This is a genomic window from Methylobacterium sp. P3_A11 (assembly GCF_056403155.1).
Genome location: NZ_JBFUGA010000033.1, coordinates 1 through 15,816, shown reverse-complemented (window position 1 = coordinate 15,816; position 15,816 = coordinate 1). Strand labels below are relative to the sequence as shown.

The following is a 15,816-nucleotide window of genomic DNA, read 5'->3' as shown; positions in this document are numbered from 1 at the left end:
CCGATCCCGTCCCGGGCGCGTCGCGTCGCCCGGGATTTTTTAGTATGGGGCATGCCACCTGGCGGCCGGCGGCCGCCGCAGCAGCGCGGAGACCGGCATGCCCCTCACCAGCGACATCGGCGGCGTCGTCCCGATCGCGCCGACGCCGTTCCATCCGGACGGCCGGATCGACGAGGATTCCCTGGACCGGATGACCGATTTCTTCGGGTCGGCCGGCGTCGACGGCCTGACAATCCTCGGTCAGCTCGGCGAGGCCGGCAAGCTCGACCACGCGGAGGGAATCGCGGTGGCCAAGCGCGTCCTCGGGCGCACCCGGCTGCCGGTGATCGTCGGCGTCACGGCGCCGGGCTTCGCGGCCATGCGGTCGCTCGCCCGGGAGGTGATGGAACTGGGTGCGGCCGGCGTGATGATCGCGCCGCCCAACACGCTGCGCACCGACGACCAGGTGGTCGGCTACTACCGCAACGCCGTGGAGGCGATCGGGACGGACGTGCCCTTCGTGCTTCAGGATTATCCCCTCACCTTCTCGGTCCAGATGACCACCGGGGTGATCCGCCGGATCGTGTCCGAGAACCCTTCCTGCGTGATGCTTAAGCACGAGGACTGGCCGGGACTCGAGAAGATCTCGACGCTGCGCGGCTTCGAGCGCGACGGCTCCATGCGCCACATCAGCATCCTCGTGGGCAATGGCGGCCTGTTCCTCGATTTCGAGACCGAGCGCGGCGCCGACGGGGCCAATACCGGCTACGCCTTCCCGGAGATGCTGGTCGACGTGGTCCGCCTCGGCCGGGCCGGCGAGCGCGAGGCCGCCCACGACCTGTTCGACGCCCACCTCCCCTATCTCCGCTACGAGCAGCAGCAGGGGCCGCTGGGCCTCGCGGTGCGCAAGTACGTGTTCATGCGCCGGGGGATCTTTTCATCCGACGCGCAACGCAAGCCGTCCCAGGCGCTGACCCCGCAGGCGAAGGCCGAGGTCGAATACCTGCTGGGCCGCCTCGCCCGCATCGACGCGCGGGCGCGGCTGGCGGGCTGAACGGCGCGCCGCCTCGGAAGGCCGGGGGGGCGCCCGCCGGCCCTGCAGGCCGGTCCCGGCGTCGCGACGGGCGCGCCGGCTTACTCGAGCCGGAAGGCGATGACCGAATCGCCCGGCGTGGTCCCGAGCGAGCCGTGCCCGCCCGCCGCGATCACGACGTATTGCCGGCCATCCTTGCCGCGATAGGTCATCGGGGTGGCCTGACCGCCGGCCGGCAGCGGCCTGGACCACAGGACCGCCCCGGTCTGCATGTCGTAGCCGCGGATGCGGTCGTCGAGGGTGGCGGCCGTGAACGCGACGCCGCCGGCCGTGGCCAGGGTGCCGCCATGGGCCAGCATGCCCATCTCGAACGGGATTGGGACCGCGAGACCGCCGATCCTCTGCCCCGCGACGGTGCCGTTGCGGTGCTTCCAGGCGGTGGTGCCGTCCGCGAGGTTCACGCCGACCCGCACGCCCCAGGGCGGCGCGTTGCACGGGACGCCGAGGGCGGAACGCATATGCGCGATGGACACCGCGTAGGGGCCGCCGAGATTCTCGTTGCCCGGGGTGGAATCCGGATCGACGCTGACGAGGCGCCGCTCGGGCTCGCTCGCCGGTCGGGGGAGCAGGCGGTAGATGTAGGGCAGGTATTGCGGCGTCGCGATCATCCAGTGATGGACCGGATCGACGGCCACCGAGCCCCAGTTGAACACACCGATGTTGCCCGGCCAGATGATCGCGCCTTCCGACGCCTGGGGCGGCGTGAACGGGTTGCCGTCGTAGCGGTTCGACCGGAAGGCGAGGCGGCACTGGATCTGGTCGAAGGGCGTGACGCCCCACATGTCGGCCTCCGTCAGCGGCGCCGGCGTGAAGCGGAGGGACGCCATCGGCTGGACTGGGGACGGTGTCTCCCCCGGGATGTCGGTCCGGGTGGAGACCGCCACCTGAGAGATCGGCCGGATCGGGTCGCCGGTGCGGCGATCGAGAATCCAGACGTTGCCGACCTTGGTGGGGATCAGGATCGCCGGCACCGGACCGTCGCCCCGGTCGCCCCGCGGTAGGGTCAGGAGCACCGGCTGGGACGGATTATCGCGGTCCCACAGGTCGTGATGGGTGGTCCGGAACGCCCAGGCCAGCTTGCCGGTCTGCAGGTCCAAAGCCGCCAGGGCGTCGACCAGGGCCTCGTCCGCCTGAGACCGGGACACGCCGACCTGATCGGGCGCCCGGTTGCCGAACGGCACGTAGACCAGCCCCAGGGCCTCGTCGGCCGAGAACTGCGTCCAGGCCACCGCCGAGTTGGGCTCGTAGAGCGCCCCCGGCTGTAGCGGCGCGGTCTCGTCGGGCTTGCCGGCGTCGAACTTCCAGACGATCGCGCCGGTGCGCACGTCGAAGGCGCGGATCACGCCCGACGGATTCTCCGCGTAGTAATTGTCGGCGATCGCGCTGCCGAGGACGATGAGGTTCCGTGTCACCAGCGGCGCCGAGGTCTGCTGATAGGCCGCGCGCCGGAGGTTCGGCATCTGTGCCGTGAGGTCGACGAACCCGTCCGGCCCGAAGGTCCTGCACAGGGCGCCGGTCTCGGCGTTCAACGCGTAGAGCCGTGCGTCGACCGAGGACGCGATGATCCGGCGCGGGCATTCGGCGATCGCCGTCGCGACGGCGGCGGCCGTGGCGGGATCGGTCCCCGGCGGCGACGCGTAAGCGGCCGAGTCGTTGTAGGACACGCCCCGGCAGGTCTGGTGCTGGTACTGGCCGTCCCGCGCCATCTTCGGATCGAAGGACCAGACCAGCCGGCCGGTCTCGGGCTCCAGGGCCTGGACGATGTTGTGCGGGGTGCAGAAATAGAGCAGCCCGTTCACCTTGATCGGCGTGGCCTCAAAGGTGAACTCCTTCGAATCCGTCCGTCCGTCGCTGCGCAGGTCGCCCGTGTGATGCTCCCAGGCCACCGCGAGGCCCCGGACAGTGCCGGTGGTGATGTCCGTGAGCGCCGAGTAGCGCTGGCCGAGATTGGTGCCGCCATAGGCGACCCAGTCGTCGGCCGGATAGGCAACGCCGCTCGGATCCACGGCGGCGGATCCCGCCTCCGCGGTCTTCGGCAGGCTGCCGCGGATCTCGACCGGATCGACGAACCAGGCCGCGGCACTCGCGGCCGCGATGAGCAGGACGATGGCCCGAAGGAGGAGCGGGCCGTTTCCGGGGCTCGGTACCCAGGGCCGCCCGGGCGCGTCGCGCAGGCGCCGCACGACGAAGGGCAGGCAGAGAACCGCGCCGACGAGCAGGATCAGGGCGCCGCGCGGGATCCATTGCCACTTGTCGAACCCGACCTCGCCGATCGTCCAGGCGAAGGCGGCCGCCAGGACCAGGGCGTAGATCCACAATCCGCTCCGGCGGCGCCGGGCCAGCTGAACGCCGGAGGCGAACACGCCCGCGCCCAGGGCGACGTAGAACCAGGACCCGCCTGCAAGGGTCAGCTTCAGCCCGAAGAGCGCGAGGGCGAGGCCGAGCAGCGCGATCGACAGCGCTATCGTTCCGAGTGCCACGGCGGTCGTATCCGCTTCCTGAGCCAGCCTGTCGCGGCGGACGCCGCGGGTCCTGCGGCTTATCGCCGACGGAGCTGTGCCAGGGCTGGACACGGGCCGCATGGGTGGGGCGGCCGCACGGGTCTGCCCCGCACCGGACGGCTGGCGCCGCGTCCCGCGGCGGCGCTCACGCCCCTGCCCTGTCCTCCGGAGGCAGGGTGACCCTGTCGCCGTCGCGCAGGGAGGCCGGAGGACCCACGACGACGCGCTCGCCGCCGTTCAGGCCGGTGCGCAGCTCCAGCAGCGTCCGGGTCTGCCGGAAGATGGTGACCGGGCGCATCCGCACCACCCCGCTCCCGTCCCCGGCCGGTTCGACCGCCGCCACGCGGGTCCCGTTCTGGTCGAAGATCAGGGCGTCGTTCGGCACCGTCACGGCGGGCGCGACCCGCGGAATCTCCAGCGTCAGGGTGATGTAGAGCCCCGCCCGCAGGGCGCCGTCCGGGTTGGGGATGTCGACCTGCGTGACCAGGGTCCGGGCGGCGGAGAGCAGCGTCGTCGAGGAGCGCGAGACCGTCCCGGGGAAGACCTTTCCGGGGATCTGCGCGACCTCGACCTTGGCGTCGAGCCCGTCGCGGACGCCGTCGGCGGCGTAGAGCGGCACGTTCACCGCCATGCGCAGGACGTCGTCCCGCGCCAGGGTGAGGAGCGGCGCGCCGGTGTTCGTGTCCGCCGTGACCGCGTCGCCGACATCGTTGTTGCGGGTGGTCACGACCCCGTCGAAGGGCGCGCGGATCTCCTCGAAGCCGGTCAGCACCTTCAGGCGCGCGACCTGCGCCTCCTGGGCGGCGATGTTGGCCTCGGCCACCTTCACGGCGGCCCTGGCGGCGTCGACATTGGCGGTCTGGGCCAGCACCCCGGCCTGGGACGTGTCGGCGTTCTGCCGGGTCTCGACACCGGTGCCGGCAAGCGTCGAGGTCCGTCGGTTGGTCACGTCGGCGAGGTGCCGGTTGGCCTCGGCCTGGTCGACCATCGCGCGCGCCTGGATCAGCGCCGCCTGGAGCTGCAGGACCTGCGACTGCGCCTGGACGAGCTGCTGGTCGAGGTCGGGGGCGCTGATCCGGAACAGCAGGTCGCCCGTCTTCACGTGCGAGCCGATATCGACCTTGCGCTCCACGATGTAGCCGGTCGCCCGCGGGTAGAGGCTCGCCGCGTCGAAGGCCTGGGTGGTGCCGGTCTGGGTGAGGCTCAGGGGGCCTGTGGCCCGCTCGGCCTTGGCGACGCGCACGGAGGGCGGCTTGGCCGGGGCGGAGCGCGGTGGGCTCGCCGCCCGGGACTGCTCCGGCCAGTGGCGGTAGCCGAGGAAGCCCACGCCCGCCAGGGCCAGCAGGGCGATCCACAGGCGCCCGTGGGACGCGGCGCTGCCGGCTCTTCCTGCGGCTGAACTGTGCCGGTTCGCCATCCTCGCCCTCGGGTCGCGCATCATGCGCCGCAATGGCGCCCGCCGCCCGGTCGGGACGCGTCAGGTCGTGCATTCAATATATAGGCCGAAAGCCGGTTCCGGGCGAGATGCCGCACTGCACGATGCGCCCCGATCGCGGATCCACCCGTCCGCCGTCCGGTTACCCTGCGACACAGCAGGGACCGAGACCCGATGACCGAGATCTCCAGGCGCGCCCTCATCGCCGCCGGCGGCGCGATGGTGGCGTCCCCGGCCGCGGCGCAATCCGCCGGACCGGCCCCGCCCCTCCCCGAGCGCGGCAACAAGGGCGCCGACATCAAGGGAGCCGACATCCTGGGGCCGCAGAACCGTCCCCGGGCCGCCGAGGAGCCCTTCACCCTGGCGCCGCCCGCCACCGACCATGGCACGATGCCGAACCTAAAATGGTCCTTCGCCGACAGCCACATGCGTCTGGAGACGGGTGGCTGGGCACGCCAGACGACGATCCGCGAGCTGCCGGTCTCGAAGGCCATGGCCGGGGTCAACATGCGGCTCAAGGCCGGCGCGGTCCGCGAGATGCACTGGCACAAGGAGGCCGAGTGGGCCTACATGATCGCGGGCCGCGCCCGGATCACCGCCATCGACCAGGATGGCCGCACCTTCGCGGACGATGTCGGGCCGGGTTGACGCGGCCCGGAACCCGGACCGATCCTGGCGCGTCGAGTCGGAAGGTTCCTCGAACACCGCACGGAGAGACCCATGCGCGCCGCGTCCCGCGCGCTCCTCGCCCTGGCGCTCGCCCTCCCGGCGGGCGCCGCCTCGGCGCAGGTGCAGCAGAACGACCCGAACGCCGCCAACGCCTCGTTCGCCCTGCAGGGTCAGCTTCGGACCTTCAACCAGCAGCGGGTCACCGACTTCAATACCCTGAATCAGACGATCCAGCGCAACGTCCAGTACCAGGACCTCGGACCCTCCCTGCCCTACCGGGGGGGCCGTGGGGGGCGCCATATCGGCCGTCACGGGGTCGTGCGGCGCGGCGGCGGCGTCAGCACGGGCGTCTGCATCGGCTGCTGAACGGGCGGGATATCCGCGCAGAGCGGGGAAAGCCCGAAAAAAACCTTTTCCCGCCGGCACGCTTACCCCAGAAGCTGGGCTCATGGTGGCGTGCACATGAACATCCTGCTGATCGGCTCCGGCGGCCGCGAGCACGCCCTGGCCTGGCGACTGGCCCAGAGCCCCCTCTGCACCCGCCTGTTCACGGCGCCGGGCAATCCCGGCACCGCCCGCCACGGGACGAACCGTCCGGACCTCTCCGTCACGGACCACGCGGCCGTGGCCGCCTTCTGCGCCGCGGAGTCGATCGGCCTCGTGGTGGTCGGGCCCGAGGCGCCCCTGGTCGCCGGGCTCGTGGACGACCTGAAGGCCGCCGGGATCCGCGCCTTCGGGCCGACCCGCGACGCCGCCCGGCTCGAGGGCTCCAAGGGCTTCACCAAGGATCTCTGCGCCGCCTGCGGCATCCCCACCGCAGCCTTCGCGCGCTTCACGGCCCTCGACCCGGCGCTGGCCTATGTCCGCCGGCAGGGCGCCCCGATCGTCGTGAAGGCCGACGGGCTCGCGGCCGGCAAGGGCGTCACGGTGGCCGAGACCGTCGACCAGGCCGAGGACGCGCTGACCGCCCTGTTCGCCGAGCCCGGCGCCGAGGTCGTGGTCGAGGAATGCCTGTTCGGCGAGGAAGCGAGCTTCTTCGCGCTGTGCGACGGCACGCGGGCCATCCCGCTCGGCACTGCGCAGGACCACAAGCGCGTGTTCGACGGCGACCGCGGCCCCAACACCGGCGGCATGGGCGCCTATTCCCCGGCCCGGGTGGTCACCCCGGAGATCGAGGCCCGGGTCATGGCCGAGATCATCGCGCCGACGCTGGCCGGCATGCGGGCGCGGGGCTGCCCGTTCACCGGCATCCTGTATGCCGGCCTGATGCTCACCGCCGACGGGCCGAAGCTCATCGAGTACAACACCCGGTTCGGCGACCCCGAGGCGCAGGTGCTGATGCCGCGCCTTGCCTCCGACCTCGTGCCGGCCCTGCTATCGGCCACCGAGGGGGATCTCTCCGGGGTGACCCTGGAATTCGACGCCCACCGGGCCGCCCTTACCGTGGTGATGGCGGCGGCGGGCTATCCGGGGGCCGTGGTCCGGGGCTCGGTGATCCGGGGCGTCGATGGGGCCGAGGGCGACGGCGTCCACGTGTTCCAGGCCGGCACCCGCGCCGAGGGCGGTCAGCTCCTCGCCGATGGCGGCCGGGTCCTCGCGGTCACGGCGCTCGGCGACAGCGTCACCGACGCCCAGGCCCGCGCCTACGCGGCGGTGGCCCGGATCGACTGGCCGGAGGGTTTTTGCCGCCGCGACATCGGGTTCCGGGCGGTGGCCCGGGAGGCCTGAGAGGGCTGAGCGTCCAGCGTGTCATGCCGGGCGCCGCCTCGCGGGTCCGGCGTGACGAGTTTGTTCCGATGGGACCGGCCGCGCCCTAGTCCCCCACGGCCGCGCCCGCCGGCCGCCGGTTGTCGTTGGCACCGTAGAGCAGCCCCGGGCGCATCCGCCCGGTGCGCGAGGCGTCGTTGCCCGAGGAGGCCGTCTCCGGCCCGGCCGGGGCGGCGGCGCGCACCGCGATGAGTTCCTGCGCGCCCCAGGGTTTCTGCTCCACGATCGTGTGGCCCATGGCGCGCAGGATCGCCTGCGTGTCGGCCGAGAGCGCGAAGGGCTCGGCATAGACCGTGTCGGGCAGCCACTGGTGGTGGATGCGCGGGGCGTCCACCGCCTCCTGCGGCTCCATGCCGAAATCCAGCATGTTGATCAGCGTCTGCGCGGTGATCGTGATGATCCGCGACCCCCCCGGCGAGCCCGCCACCAGCGCCACCTTGCCGTCGCGCAGGACGATGGTGGGGGCCATCGACGAGAGCGGGCGCTTGCCGGGCGCGATCGCGTTCTTCGTCCCCTGCACGAGGCCGAACAGGTTCGGCACCCCGGTCTTGACCGTGAAGTCGTCCATCTCGTCGTTCAGGAAGAACCCCGTGTCGCCGGCGATCACCCCGGCGCCGAAATAGCCGTTGATCGTGTAGGTCAGCGAGGCCGCGTTGCCGGCCTTGTCCATCACCGAGATATGGGTGGTCTCGGGCCGCTCCCCCGTCGCCTGGCCGGGATCCGGACGGATCTCCGCCGACGGGGTCGCCCGGTCCGGACGGATCGAGGCCCGGAGCGTCTCCGCGTAGGCCGGCGACAGGAGCCGCTCGACCGGGTTTTCCACGAAGGCCGGGTCGCCGAGCAGCAGGTTGCGGTCCGCGTAGGCGCGCCGCATCGCCTCGACCATCAGGTGCACGGTCCGGGCCGCGTTGAACCCGGCGGCCCGCAGGTCGTAGCCGTCCAGGATGTTGAGGATCTCGCAGAGCGTGGTGCCGCCGGACGAGGGCGGGGGCGCCGACAGGATGGTGGCGCCCCGGTAGCGGCAGGTGAGCGGCTCGGATTGCGTCACCGTGTAGGCGGCGAAGTCGGCCGCCGTCAGCAGGCCGCCGCCCGCGCGCGAGGCCGCCTCCACGGCGTCCGGGATCGCGCCCCTGTAGAACGCATCCGCGCCGCGGTCGGCGATGGCCTGGAGGGTGCGGGCGAGGTCGGCCTGGACCAGCCGGTCCCCGGGCCGCCAGGGGCTGCCGTCCGGGCGCAGGAAGATCCGGGCGACGTTTGCCTGGGCGGCGAACAGCTTGGTGCCGGATGCGAGGATGTCGGTGTCGCCCCGGGTCAGCACGAACCCGTCGCGGGCGAGCGCGATCGCCGGCGCCATCACCTGCGCCAGCGGCAGGGTCCCGTATTCGGCGAGCGTGGTGTTGAGGCCGAGCACGGTTCCGGGCACGCCGGCCGCCTTCCAGCCGCGCAGGCTAGCGCCCTTCACGACGGTGCCGGCGGCGTCGAGATACATGTCCCGGGTGGCGGCCGCCGGGGCAATCTCGCGGAAATTGACGAAGCGGCTGCGCCCGTCGGCGTTGTGGAGCACCAGGAAGCCGCCGCCGCCGAGATTGCCGCAGCACGGGTTCACCACCGCCTCGGCGTAGGCCACCGCCACCGCGGCGTCGACGGCGTTGCCGCCGGCCCTCAGGATGTCGGCGCCCACCTGCGAGGCGAGGCGCTGGGACGAGACCACCATCCCGTTCTCGGCCTCCACGGCCGGCCCCGAGGCGGCCCAGGCGGCCGGGCCTCCGAGGGCGAGCAGGGTGGCCAGGAGCAGCGCGCGTGCCGGTGCGATCATCCCTGCTCTCTATGGTGCGTGTCCCGCGCGGCCATATAGGGGACCGCGCGCCGGAGTCGCTGGCCCCGTCCGATCGCCGCATCCTGAGATGCCCGCGCCAGCGGGCCTCGGAGGAGCTCCAGGGATCGCGAGACTTCCGGAGCCCCCTTCGAGGCTGCTGCACGGCACATCAGGATGAGATGGCCGAAGGCAGGTGAGGGATCTGGCCGCTCCGCCTCACACAGCTTCGCTCGAACGCTTCGGTCGAGGTGCCCCACTCCGTCATCACGAGCGCAGCGAAGTGACCCAGGCTCACGCCACGTCGGGAAGCGTGGCGCCGTCTGGATTGCTTCGCTCCGCTCGCAAGGACGGCAGTGCCGAAGGCATCGACCGGTAACGGTATCAGCCGTTGCGGAACGTGTAGCTGTAGCCGTTCAGCGCCGGCGCGCCGCCGAGATGGGCGTAGAGCACCTTCGAGCCCTTCGGGAAGAAGCCCTTCTTCACGAGGTCGATCATGCCCTGCATCGACTTCCCCTCGTAGACCGGGTCGGTGATCATCCCCTCGAGCCGGGCCGAGAGCCGGATCGCTTCCACGGTCTCCTTGGAGGGCACGCCGTAGACCGGGTAGGCGTAATCCTCGTTGAGCACCACGTCGTCGGCCACGATGTCGCCCGCGCCGACCAGGGCGGCGGTGTTCTGGGCGATGTCGAGGACCTGGGCCTTGGTCTGGGCCGGGGTGCAGGAGGCGTCGATGCCGATGACGTTGCGGGCGCGCCCGTCGGCGGAGAAGCCCACCAGCATGCCGGCATGGGTCGAGCCCGTGACCGTGCAGACCACCACGTAGTCGAAGCGCAGGCCCATCTCGGCCTCCTGCCTGCGCACCTCCTCGGCGAAGCCGACATAGCCGAGCCCGCCGTACTTGTGCACCGAGGCGCCGGCCGGGATCGCGTAGGGCTTGCCGCCCTCGGCCTCGACCTCGGCGAGCGCCCGCTTCCACGAATCGCGGATGCCGATGTCGAACCCGTCATCCACGAGCTGCGTCTGCGCGCCCATGATCCGCGACAGGAGGATGTTGCCGACCCGGTCGTAGACGGCGTCCTCGTGGGGCACCCATGCCTCTTGGATCAGCCGGCACTTCATCCCGATCTTGGCGGCGACCGCCGCGACCATGCGGGTGTGGTTCGACTGCACGCCGCCGATCGACACCAGCGTGTCGGCCCCGCTCTTGATCGCGTCCGGCACGATGTACTCGAGCTTGCGCAGCTTGTTGCCGCCGTAGGCGAGGCCGGAATTGCAATCCTCGCGCTTGGCGTAGAGCTCGACCTCCCCGCCGAGATGCGCGGTCAGGCGCTTGAGCGGCTCGATCGGCGTCGGGCCGAAGGTCAGGGGATAGCGCTCGAACTTGTCCAGCATCGGGTCTCTCCGGGTCTCGGGGCGCGGCCCGGGCAGGAGCGGTCTCCCTCCGGCCCGGACGCGTTGAAGCGAGGCCTCGGGGACGGTCCGGCGCGGGGCTCGGATCCGTCTTCGAGGCGCAGGGAAAACTACCCGATCCGGCATGAAAGGTGCTCTCGATCTTTCAGATCGGAGGTGCGTAGCCTTGCGCTGTCGAGCACGTTCACCACAGAGAATTCCGGATTGCGTGTCTCTCCTGAAAGAATCCACCATGTCCGAAGGGCTCGACCGGATCGACCAGAAGATCCTCCGGCTCCTCCAGGCTGACGGGCGCATGGCCAATGCCGAGATCGCCGAGCGGGTCGGCACCAGCGCGGCCACCTGCCATCGCCGGATCCAGCGCCTGTTCGCCGACGGGTTCGTGCGGGCGGTCCGGGCGTTGATCGACCCGATGCGGGTCGGGCGCGGCACCCTGGTCTTCGTCGGCGTGGTGCTCGACCGCTCCACCCCCGAGAGCTTCTCCGCGTTCGAGGCCGCCGTGCGGGCGATCCCCGTGCTCCTCGACTGCCACCTCGTGGCCGGCGACTTCGACTACATGCTGAAGATCCGGGTCTCCGACATGGCCGACTTCAACCGCCTCCACAGCGCCACGCTGATCGGCCTGCCGGGGGTGCGCCAGACCCGGACCTTCTTCGTGATGAAGGAGGTGATCGACAACGCGCCCCTCGATCTTTGATACGGCTTCGGTTGATGCAGCCCACGCCGTCATCACGAGCGCAGCGAAGTGACCCAGGGCAGCGCGACGTCAGGAATCGTGGGGCTGCTGGATTGCTTCGCTCCGCTCGCAATGACGGCGCCGGAGCCGTCAGCCAGAAGCGGGATAAGCCCCCTACCCCGCCCCGCGCCGCGCCTTCCGCAGCGCCTCCCACCGGTCGAGGCGCTCGGCGAGCCGGGTCTCGTAGCCGCGCTCGGTGGGCCGGTAGAGGTGCTGGCGTCCCAGGGCGTCGGGCCAGTAATCCTGCCCCGAGAAGGCGTCGGGCTCGTCGTGGTCGTAGCGGTAGCCCTCGCCGTAGCCGATCCGCTTCATCAGCTTGGTCGGCGCGTTCAGGATGGTGCGGGGCGGTGCCAGGGAGCCCGCCTCCTTGGCGAGGCGGGTCGCGGCCTTGTAGGCCTCGTAGACCGCGTTCGATTTCGGCGCGCAGGCGAGGTAGATCGCCGCCTGGGCCAGCGCCAGCTCGCCCTCGGGGCTGCCGAGGAAGTCGAAGGCGTCCTTGGCGGCGTTGGCGACCACCAGCGCTTGCGGGTCGGCGAGCCCGATATCCTCCACCGCCATGCGCACCAGCCGGCGGGCGATGAACAGCCGGTCCTCGCCGGCATCGAGCATTCGGCAGAGATAGTAGAGCGCCGCGTCCGGGTCCGAGCCGCGCACGGTCTTGTGCAGGGCCGAGATCAGGTTGTAGTGGCCCTCCTGCGCCTTGTCGTAGATCGGCGCCCGGCGCTGCACGATTTTTTGCAGTTCTTCCGCGTCGAGGGTCTCACCGGGGCCAGCCGAGCGCCAGACCTCCTCGGCCAGGGTCAGCGCCGCGCGCCCGTCCCCGTCGGCCATCCGCACCAGCACGCCGCGCGCCTCCTCGGTGAGCGGCAGGGCCTGCCCGGTCAGCGCCTCGGCCCGCACCAGGAGCCGCGCGATGGCGCCCGGATCGAGCGCCCGGAACAGCAGCACCCGGGCGCGGGACAGGAGCGCGGCGTTCAGCTCGAACGAGGGGTTCTCGGTGGTCGCGCCCACCAGCGTGACGGTGCCGTCCTCCATCACCGGCAGGAAGGCGTCGAGCTGCGCCCGGTTGAAACGGTGGATCTCGTCGACGAACAGCAGGGTCGCCTGCCCGCTCGCCCGGCGCCTGCGGGCGGCCTCGAACACCTTGCGCAGGTCGGGCACGCCGGAAAAGATCGCCGAGATCTGCTCGAAATGCAGGTCGGTGCCCTGGGCGAGCAGCCGCGCCACCGTGGTCTTGCCGGTGCCCGGCGGTCCCCAGAAGATCAGCGAGCCGAGGCTCCGTCCGCGCAGCAGCCGCGTGAGTGCCCCGCCCTCCCCGGTCAGGTGCTCCTGGCCGACGACCTCCGCGAGGCTCTGCGGGCGCAGCCGGTCCGCCAAGGGCCGGTCCGCGAGGGGCCGGGCGGTCTCGGGGCCGGGGGCTAGATCCGGCGCGGAGGGCGGCTCCGCGGAGGCGAACAGGTCGGACATCCGCGCATCAACACCGGGCGCGGGCGGCGGCGCAAGCCGGGAGCCGGCGCTTGCCCACGGTTACGGAGCCGTCCGCCCGGGCGGGATCAGCCGCCGAACACCGAGGTCAGGATCTCGCCGTTGCGGTTGATCGCCACCTCCCAGGAATTGAGGCTGTTGCGGGTGACCCGGTCGAGATCCTTGGTGGTCGGCACCGGGACGCCGTTGACCGAGAGGATCACGTCGCCCTTCTGCAGACCGACCCGGGCCGCGATGGAGGTCTCGTCGACCGCCTGCACGGCCACGCCGTCCGTCTGGAAATCGACCTGCATCTCCTCGGCCACCGCCGGCGAGGTGTTGACGAGCGTCGCGCCCAGGAACGGCGAGCGATTCTTCACCTTGAGCACGTCGCGCGGGCGCGTCTCCGGCGCCGGTGCGAGCTTGATCGCCACCGTCTGGCGGCTCGTGCCGCGCAGGATCCCGAACCGGGCCTGGCCCTGGACGCCCTTGAGGGCGAAGCGGTAGCCGAAGGCCTCCGGGTCGGCCACCTCCTGGCCGTCCACCGTGAGGATCAGGTCGCCGCGCTTCAGGCCGGCCTCCTCGGCGGGGCTCTTGGCCTGCAGGCTCGCCACCAGAACGCCGGTCGGGTGATCGAGGCCCATGCTGTCGGCGATGTCGGGGGAGACGCTCTGGATGCGCGCCCCGAGCCAGGGCCGGCGCACGACGCTCGCGCCGTCGCGGGCGGCGTCGACGACCGCCTTGACCATGCCCACGGGGATCGCGAAGCCGATGCCGTGGCTGCCACCCGACTGCGAGTAGATCGCGGTATTGATGCCCACCAGATGGCCGCGCAGATCGACCAGCGCCCCGCCCGAATTGCCCGGGTTGATCGCCGCGTCCGTCTGGATGAAGTACTGATAGTCGGCCGAGCCGACCTGCGTCCGCGCCAGGGCCGAGACGATGCCCTGCGTCACCGTCTGGCCGACGCCGAACGGGTTGCCGATCGCCATCACGAAATCGCCGACCTCGAGGGCGTCGGCATCGCCGAACGGCATCGGCACGAGGCCCTTCGGCACGTCCTTGATCTTGAGTACCGCGAGGTCGGTGCGGGTGTCGCGCATCACGATCGTCGCCTCGAACTCCCGGCGGTCCGCCAGCGCGATCCGCACCTCGTTCATGTTGTCGATGACGTGGTTGTTGGTGATGACGAGGCCGTCGGCATCGACCAGCACGCCGGAACCCAGCGATTTCTGAGCCCGGTCGCCCCGGGGGCCGCGACCGCCCTCCGGCTCACCGAAGAAGCGGCGCATGAACTCCTCCATGGCGCTGGAGCGGGCACTGGCGCGCTTCTCGACATGGGAGGCGTAGACGTTCACCACCGACGGCGCGGCCCGCTTCACCACGGGGGCGAAGGAGAGCTGCACGTCGGCCTTGCTGAGGGGCACGACCTTGGCCGTCCCGTCCCGGGGGGCTTCCCGCGCCTCCGTGCGCGCCATCTGCGCCGCGGCCGGGCCGGTGGCCATCAGGGCGGCGGCGAGGGCAGGCAGGGCGAGGCGGGTCAGCATGCAGGGCTCCGGCATCAGGGCGGGTGCGCCGTCCAGGCCGATCAGGCGGGCGCACCGTGCGGCCCTACGCTATCGAGGCCGATTGCGGCAGGGCGACGACACCTTCGCCGCAAGCGCTTCGCAATCAGGCGACCGCTTTGCTGCGCACCCGGCGTCGTCCCGCGGGTTGAGGGGCCGGGTCGGGCTCCGGAGGCGCTTCCGCGGGCTTCACCCGTTGCTGCCCGAGGCCCAGGGAGCGGGCGAGCTGCGAGCGCTGCTCGGAATAGGTCTGCGCGGTCATCGGGTAGTCGAGGGCGAGACCCCACTTGGCGCGGTACGCCTCGGGGGTGAGGCCGCGCAGGGTGAGATGGCGGCGCAGGGTCTTGTAGGGCTTCCCATCCTCGAACGAGATCAGGAAGTCAGGGGTCACCGAGCGTCGGATCTCCTGGGGGGTCGCCTTGGTCACCGGCGGCGTGTCGCTGCCGGCGCCGCAGATGCCCCGGATCGCCGCATGCACATCGTTGAGGAGGCCTGGCAGGTCCGCGCTCTGCACGTGATTGTGGCTCACATAGGCCGAGACGATCTCGGAGGTGAGCGTGACGAAGCGGAGGTGGACGCCGTTCGACTCAAGCATGTCTCGTGCGTTGCCTTCTCAAGATGACGAAACTCGCCAGAACGCAAGCACTGCGTCGCGATTCGGATGCCCGATACAATCGCATTTCCAAGATGGGTCAAGTCTTAAATTCAGACTGGCGATATACCCATCCAAATAGCCTAAGATGAATAATCCGGAACGCTCAACCTGAAGGAACAATGTCTGCCATAACTTCGCTTGTGCGCAATCGATATGGCTATTTTATCCTTCCGACCTGGTTGAGGCCGCGCTTTACAGCCGGAGGCATGATTTGGGGCAGGCTATAGAGATTTCGTCCTCATGCGCATCCGTCGATTGCGAGCGCGGGGCGGATGTGCGGTCGTCCTTTCACGTCGGAAAATGCAACTCCAGCGTGCTGAATCCGGTGAAGGCGGTTCAGGGCAAGCGAGCGGGGCAGGGTCCGGAGCGGCGCCGGATCCTACCGACCTACGGTCGAGGCGCTTGTAAAGGCTCGGTGAGGGGCCGCTTGGTCAGGCGGCTGGATGGGCGTCCCGTTCCAGGGCGGCCGATCGGACAGCCGTCAGGCGTCGATGATCGAACCGGCGCCGCTCGCCGGCCAAGCTGCGCAGGAGAATTCCGGGCATTGAGCATCCGGCGTCTTTCCCGGATCCTCGCGCAGGCGGGGCCAAGTCGAGCATCCATCGACTCGGCGAAAGGCGAGTCGCGCTTGCTTCGATCGTATTTAAAAACCAAACAACCCGCCGCGCATGTGAGCGTGGCGGGTTGTTTGGTATTGGGATTTGGTTGCGGGGACAGGATTTGAAC

The 15,816-nt window shown here is 70.9% G+C and carries 11 protein-coding genes and 1 pseudogene; 5 read left to right on the top strand and 7 right to left on the bottom strand.

Going from position 1 to position 15,816, the window contains the following annotated elements; genetic code table 11:
• Positions 1-97 precede the first annotated feature (97 nt).
• On the top strand, positions 98-1,033 hold the full coding sequence (locus AC1DXK_RS12670; RefSeq protein ID WP_457107343.1) for a dihydrodipicolinate synthase family protein: 936 nt from the start codon (positions 98-100) through the stop codon (positions 1,031-1,033).
• An 80-nt stretch (positions 1,034-1,113) separates the two neighbouring features.
• Here AC1DXK_RS12670 and AC1DXK_RS12665 read toward each other — a convergent pair whose 3' ends face one another.
• Positions 1,114-3,552 carry a membrane-bound PQQ-dependent dehydrogenase, glucose/quinate/shikimate family gene (locus AC1DXK_RS12665; RefSeq protein ID WP_457107344.1) on the bottom strand — a complete coding sequence of 813 codons (2,439 nt, stop codon included), beginning with the start codon at positions 3,550-3,552 and terminating at the stop codon, positions 1,114-1,116.
• Positions 3,553-3,718: 166 nt separating this feature from the next.
• The gene (locus AC1DXK_RS12660) at positions 3,719-4,990 is read right to left on the bottom strand and encodes an efflux RND transporter periplasmic adaptor subunit (protein ID WP_457107345.1); all 1,272 of its coding nucleotides are present in this window, start codon (positions 4,988-4,990) and stop codon (positions 3,719-3,721) included.
• A 192-nt stretch (positions 4,991-5,182) separates the two neighbouring features.
• Between AC1DXK_RS12660 and AC1DXK_RS12655 the strand changes: the two are divergent.
• The 3 genes and pseudogenes from AC1DXK_RS12655 to purD form a co-directional block, all read left to right on the top strand.
• A pseudogene (locus tag AC1DXK_RS12655) lies at positions 5,183-5,653 on the top strand (cupin domain-containing protein); the annotation flags it as partial.
• A gap of 75 nt (positions 5,654-5,728) precedes the next feature.
• Positions 5,729-6,043, top strand: a complete 315-nt coding sequence (locus AC1DXK_RS12650) for a hypothetical protein (RefSeq protein WP_457107346.1) — start codon at positions 5,729-5,731, stop codon at positions 6,041-6,043.
• A 96-nt stretch (positions 6,044-6,139) separates the two neighbouring features.
• A complete protein-coding gene (purD, locus tag AC1DXK_RS12645; protein WP_457107347.1) occupies positions 6,140-7,405 on the top strand; it encodes a phosphoribosylamine--glycine ligase in 1,266 nt (421 codons plus the stop codon).
• Positions 7,406-7,490: 85 nt separating this feature from the next.
• Here purD and ggt read toward each other — a convergent pair whose 3' ends face one another.
• Both ggt and AC1DXK_RS12635 read right to left on the bottom strand, forming a co-directional pair.
• Positions 7,491-9,260 carry a gamma-glutamyltransferase gene (gene ggt, locus AC1DXK_RS12640; protein ID WP_457107348.1) on the bottom strand — a complete coding sequence of 590 codons (1,770 nt, stop codon included), beginning with the start codon at positions 9,258-9,260 and terminating at the stop codon, positions 7,491-7,493.
• Between the two features lie 381 nt (positions 9,261-9,641).
• A complete protein-coding gene (locus AC1DXK_RS12635; RefSeq protein WP_331318870.1) occupies positions 9,642-10,652 on the bottom strand; it encodes a 1-aminocyclopropane-1-carboxylate deaminase in 1,011 nt (336 codons plus the stop codon).
• A 250-nt stretch (positions 10,653-10,902) separates the two neighbouring features.
• On the opposite strand from AC1DXK_RS12635, the gene AC1DXK_RS12630 reads away from it, so the two are divergent.
• Positions 10,903-11,367, top strand: a complete 465-nt coding sequence (locus tag AC1DXK_RS12630; RefSeq protein WP_457107349.1) for an Lrp/AsnC family transcriptional regulator — start codon at positions 10,903-10,905, stop codon at positions 11,365-11,367.
• A 153-nt stretch (positions 11,368-11,520) separates the two neighbouring features.
• On the opposite strand, the gene AC1DXK_RS12625 is transcribed toward AC1DXK_RS12630, so the two are convergent.
• From AC1DXK_RS12625 to AC1DXK_RS12615, 3 genes are all read right to left on the bottom strand, one after another.
• Positions 11,521-12,873: a replication-associated recombination protein A gene (locus AC1DXK_RS12625; RefSeq protein WP_457107350.1), complete on the bottom strand. Its 1,353-nt coding sequence runs from the start codon at positions 12,871-12,873 to the stop codon at positions 11,521-11,523.
• An 86-nt stretch (positions 12,874-12,959) separates the two neighbouring features.
• On the bottom strand, positions 12,960-14,417 hold the full coding sequence (locus AC1DXK_RS12620; RefSeq protein WP_457107351.1) for a Do family serine endopeptidase: 1,458 nt from the start codon (positions 14,415-14,417) through the stop codon (positions 12,960-12,962).
• A gap of 124 nt (positions 14,418-14,541) precedes the next feature.
• Positions 14,542-15,030: a Ros/MucR family transcriptional regulator gene (locus AC1DXK_RS12615; protein ID WP_457107352.1), complete on the bottom strand. Its 489-nt coding sequence runs from the start codon at positions 15,028-15,030 to the stop codon at positions 14,542-14,544.
• Positions 15,031-15,816: the final 786 nt, after the last annotated feature.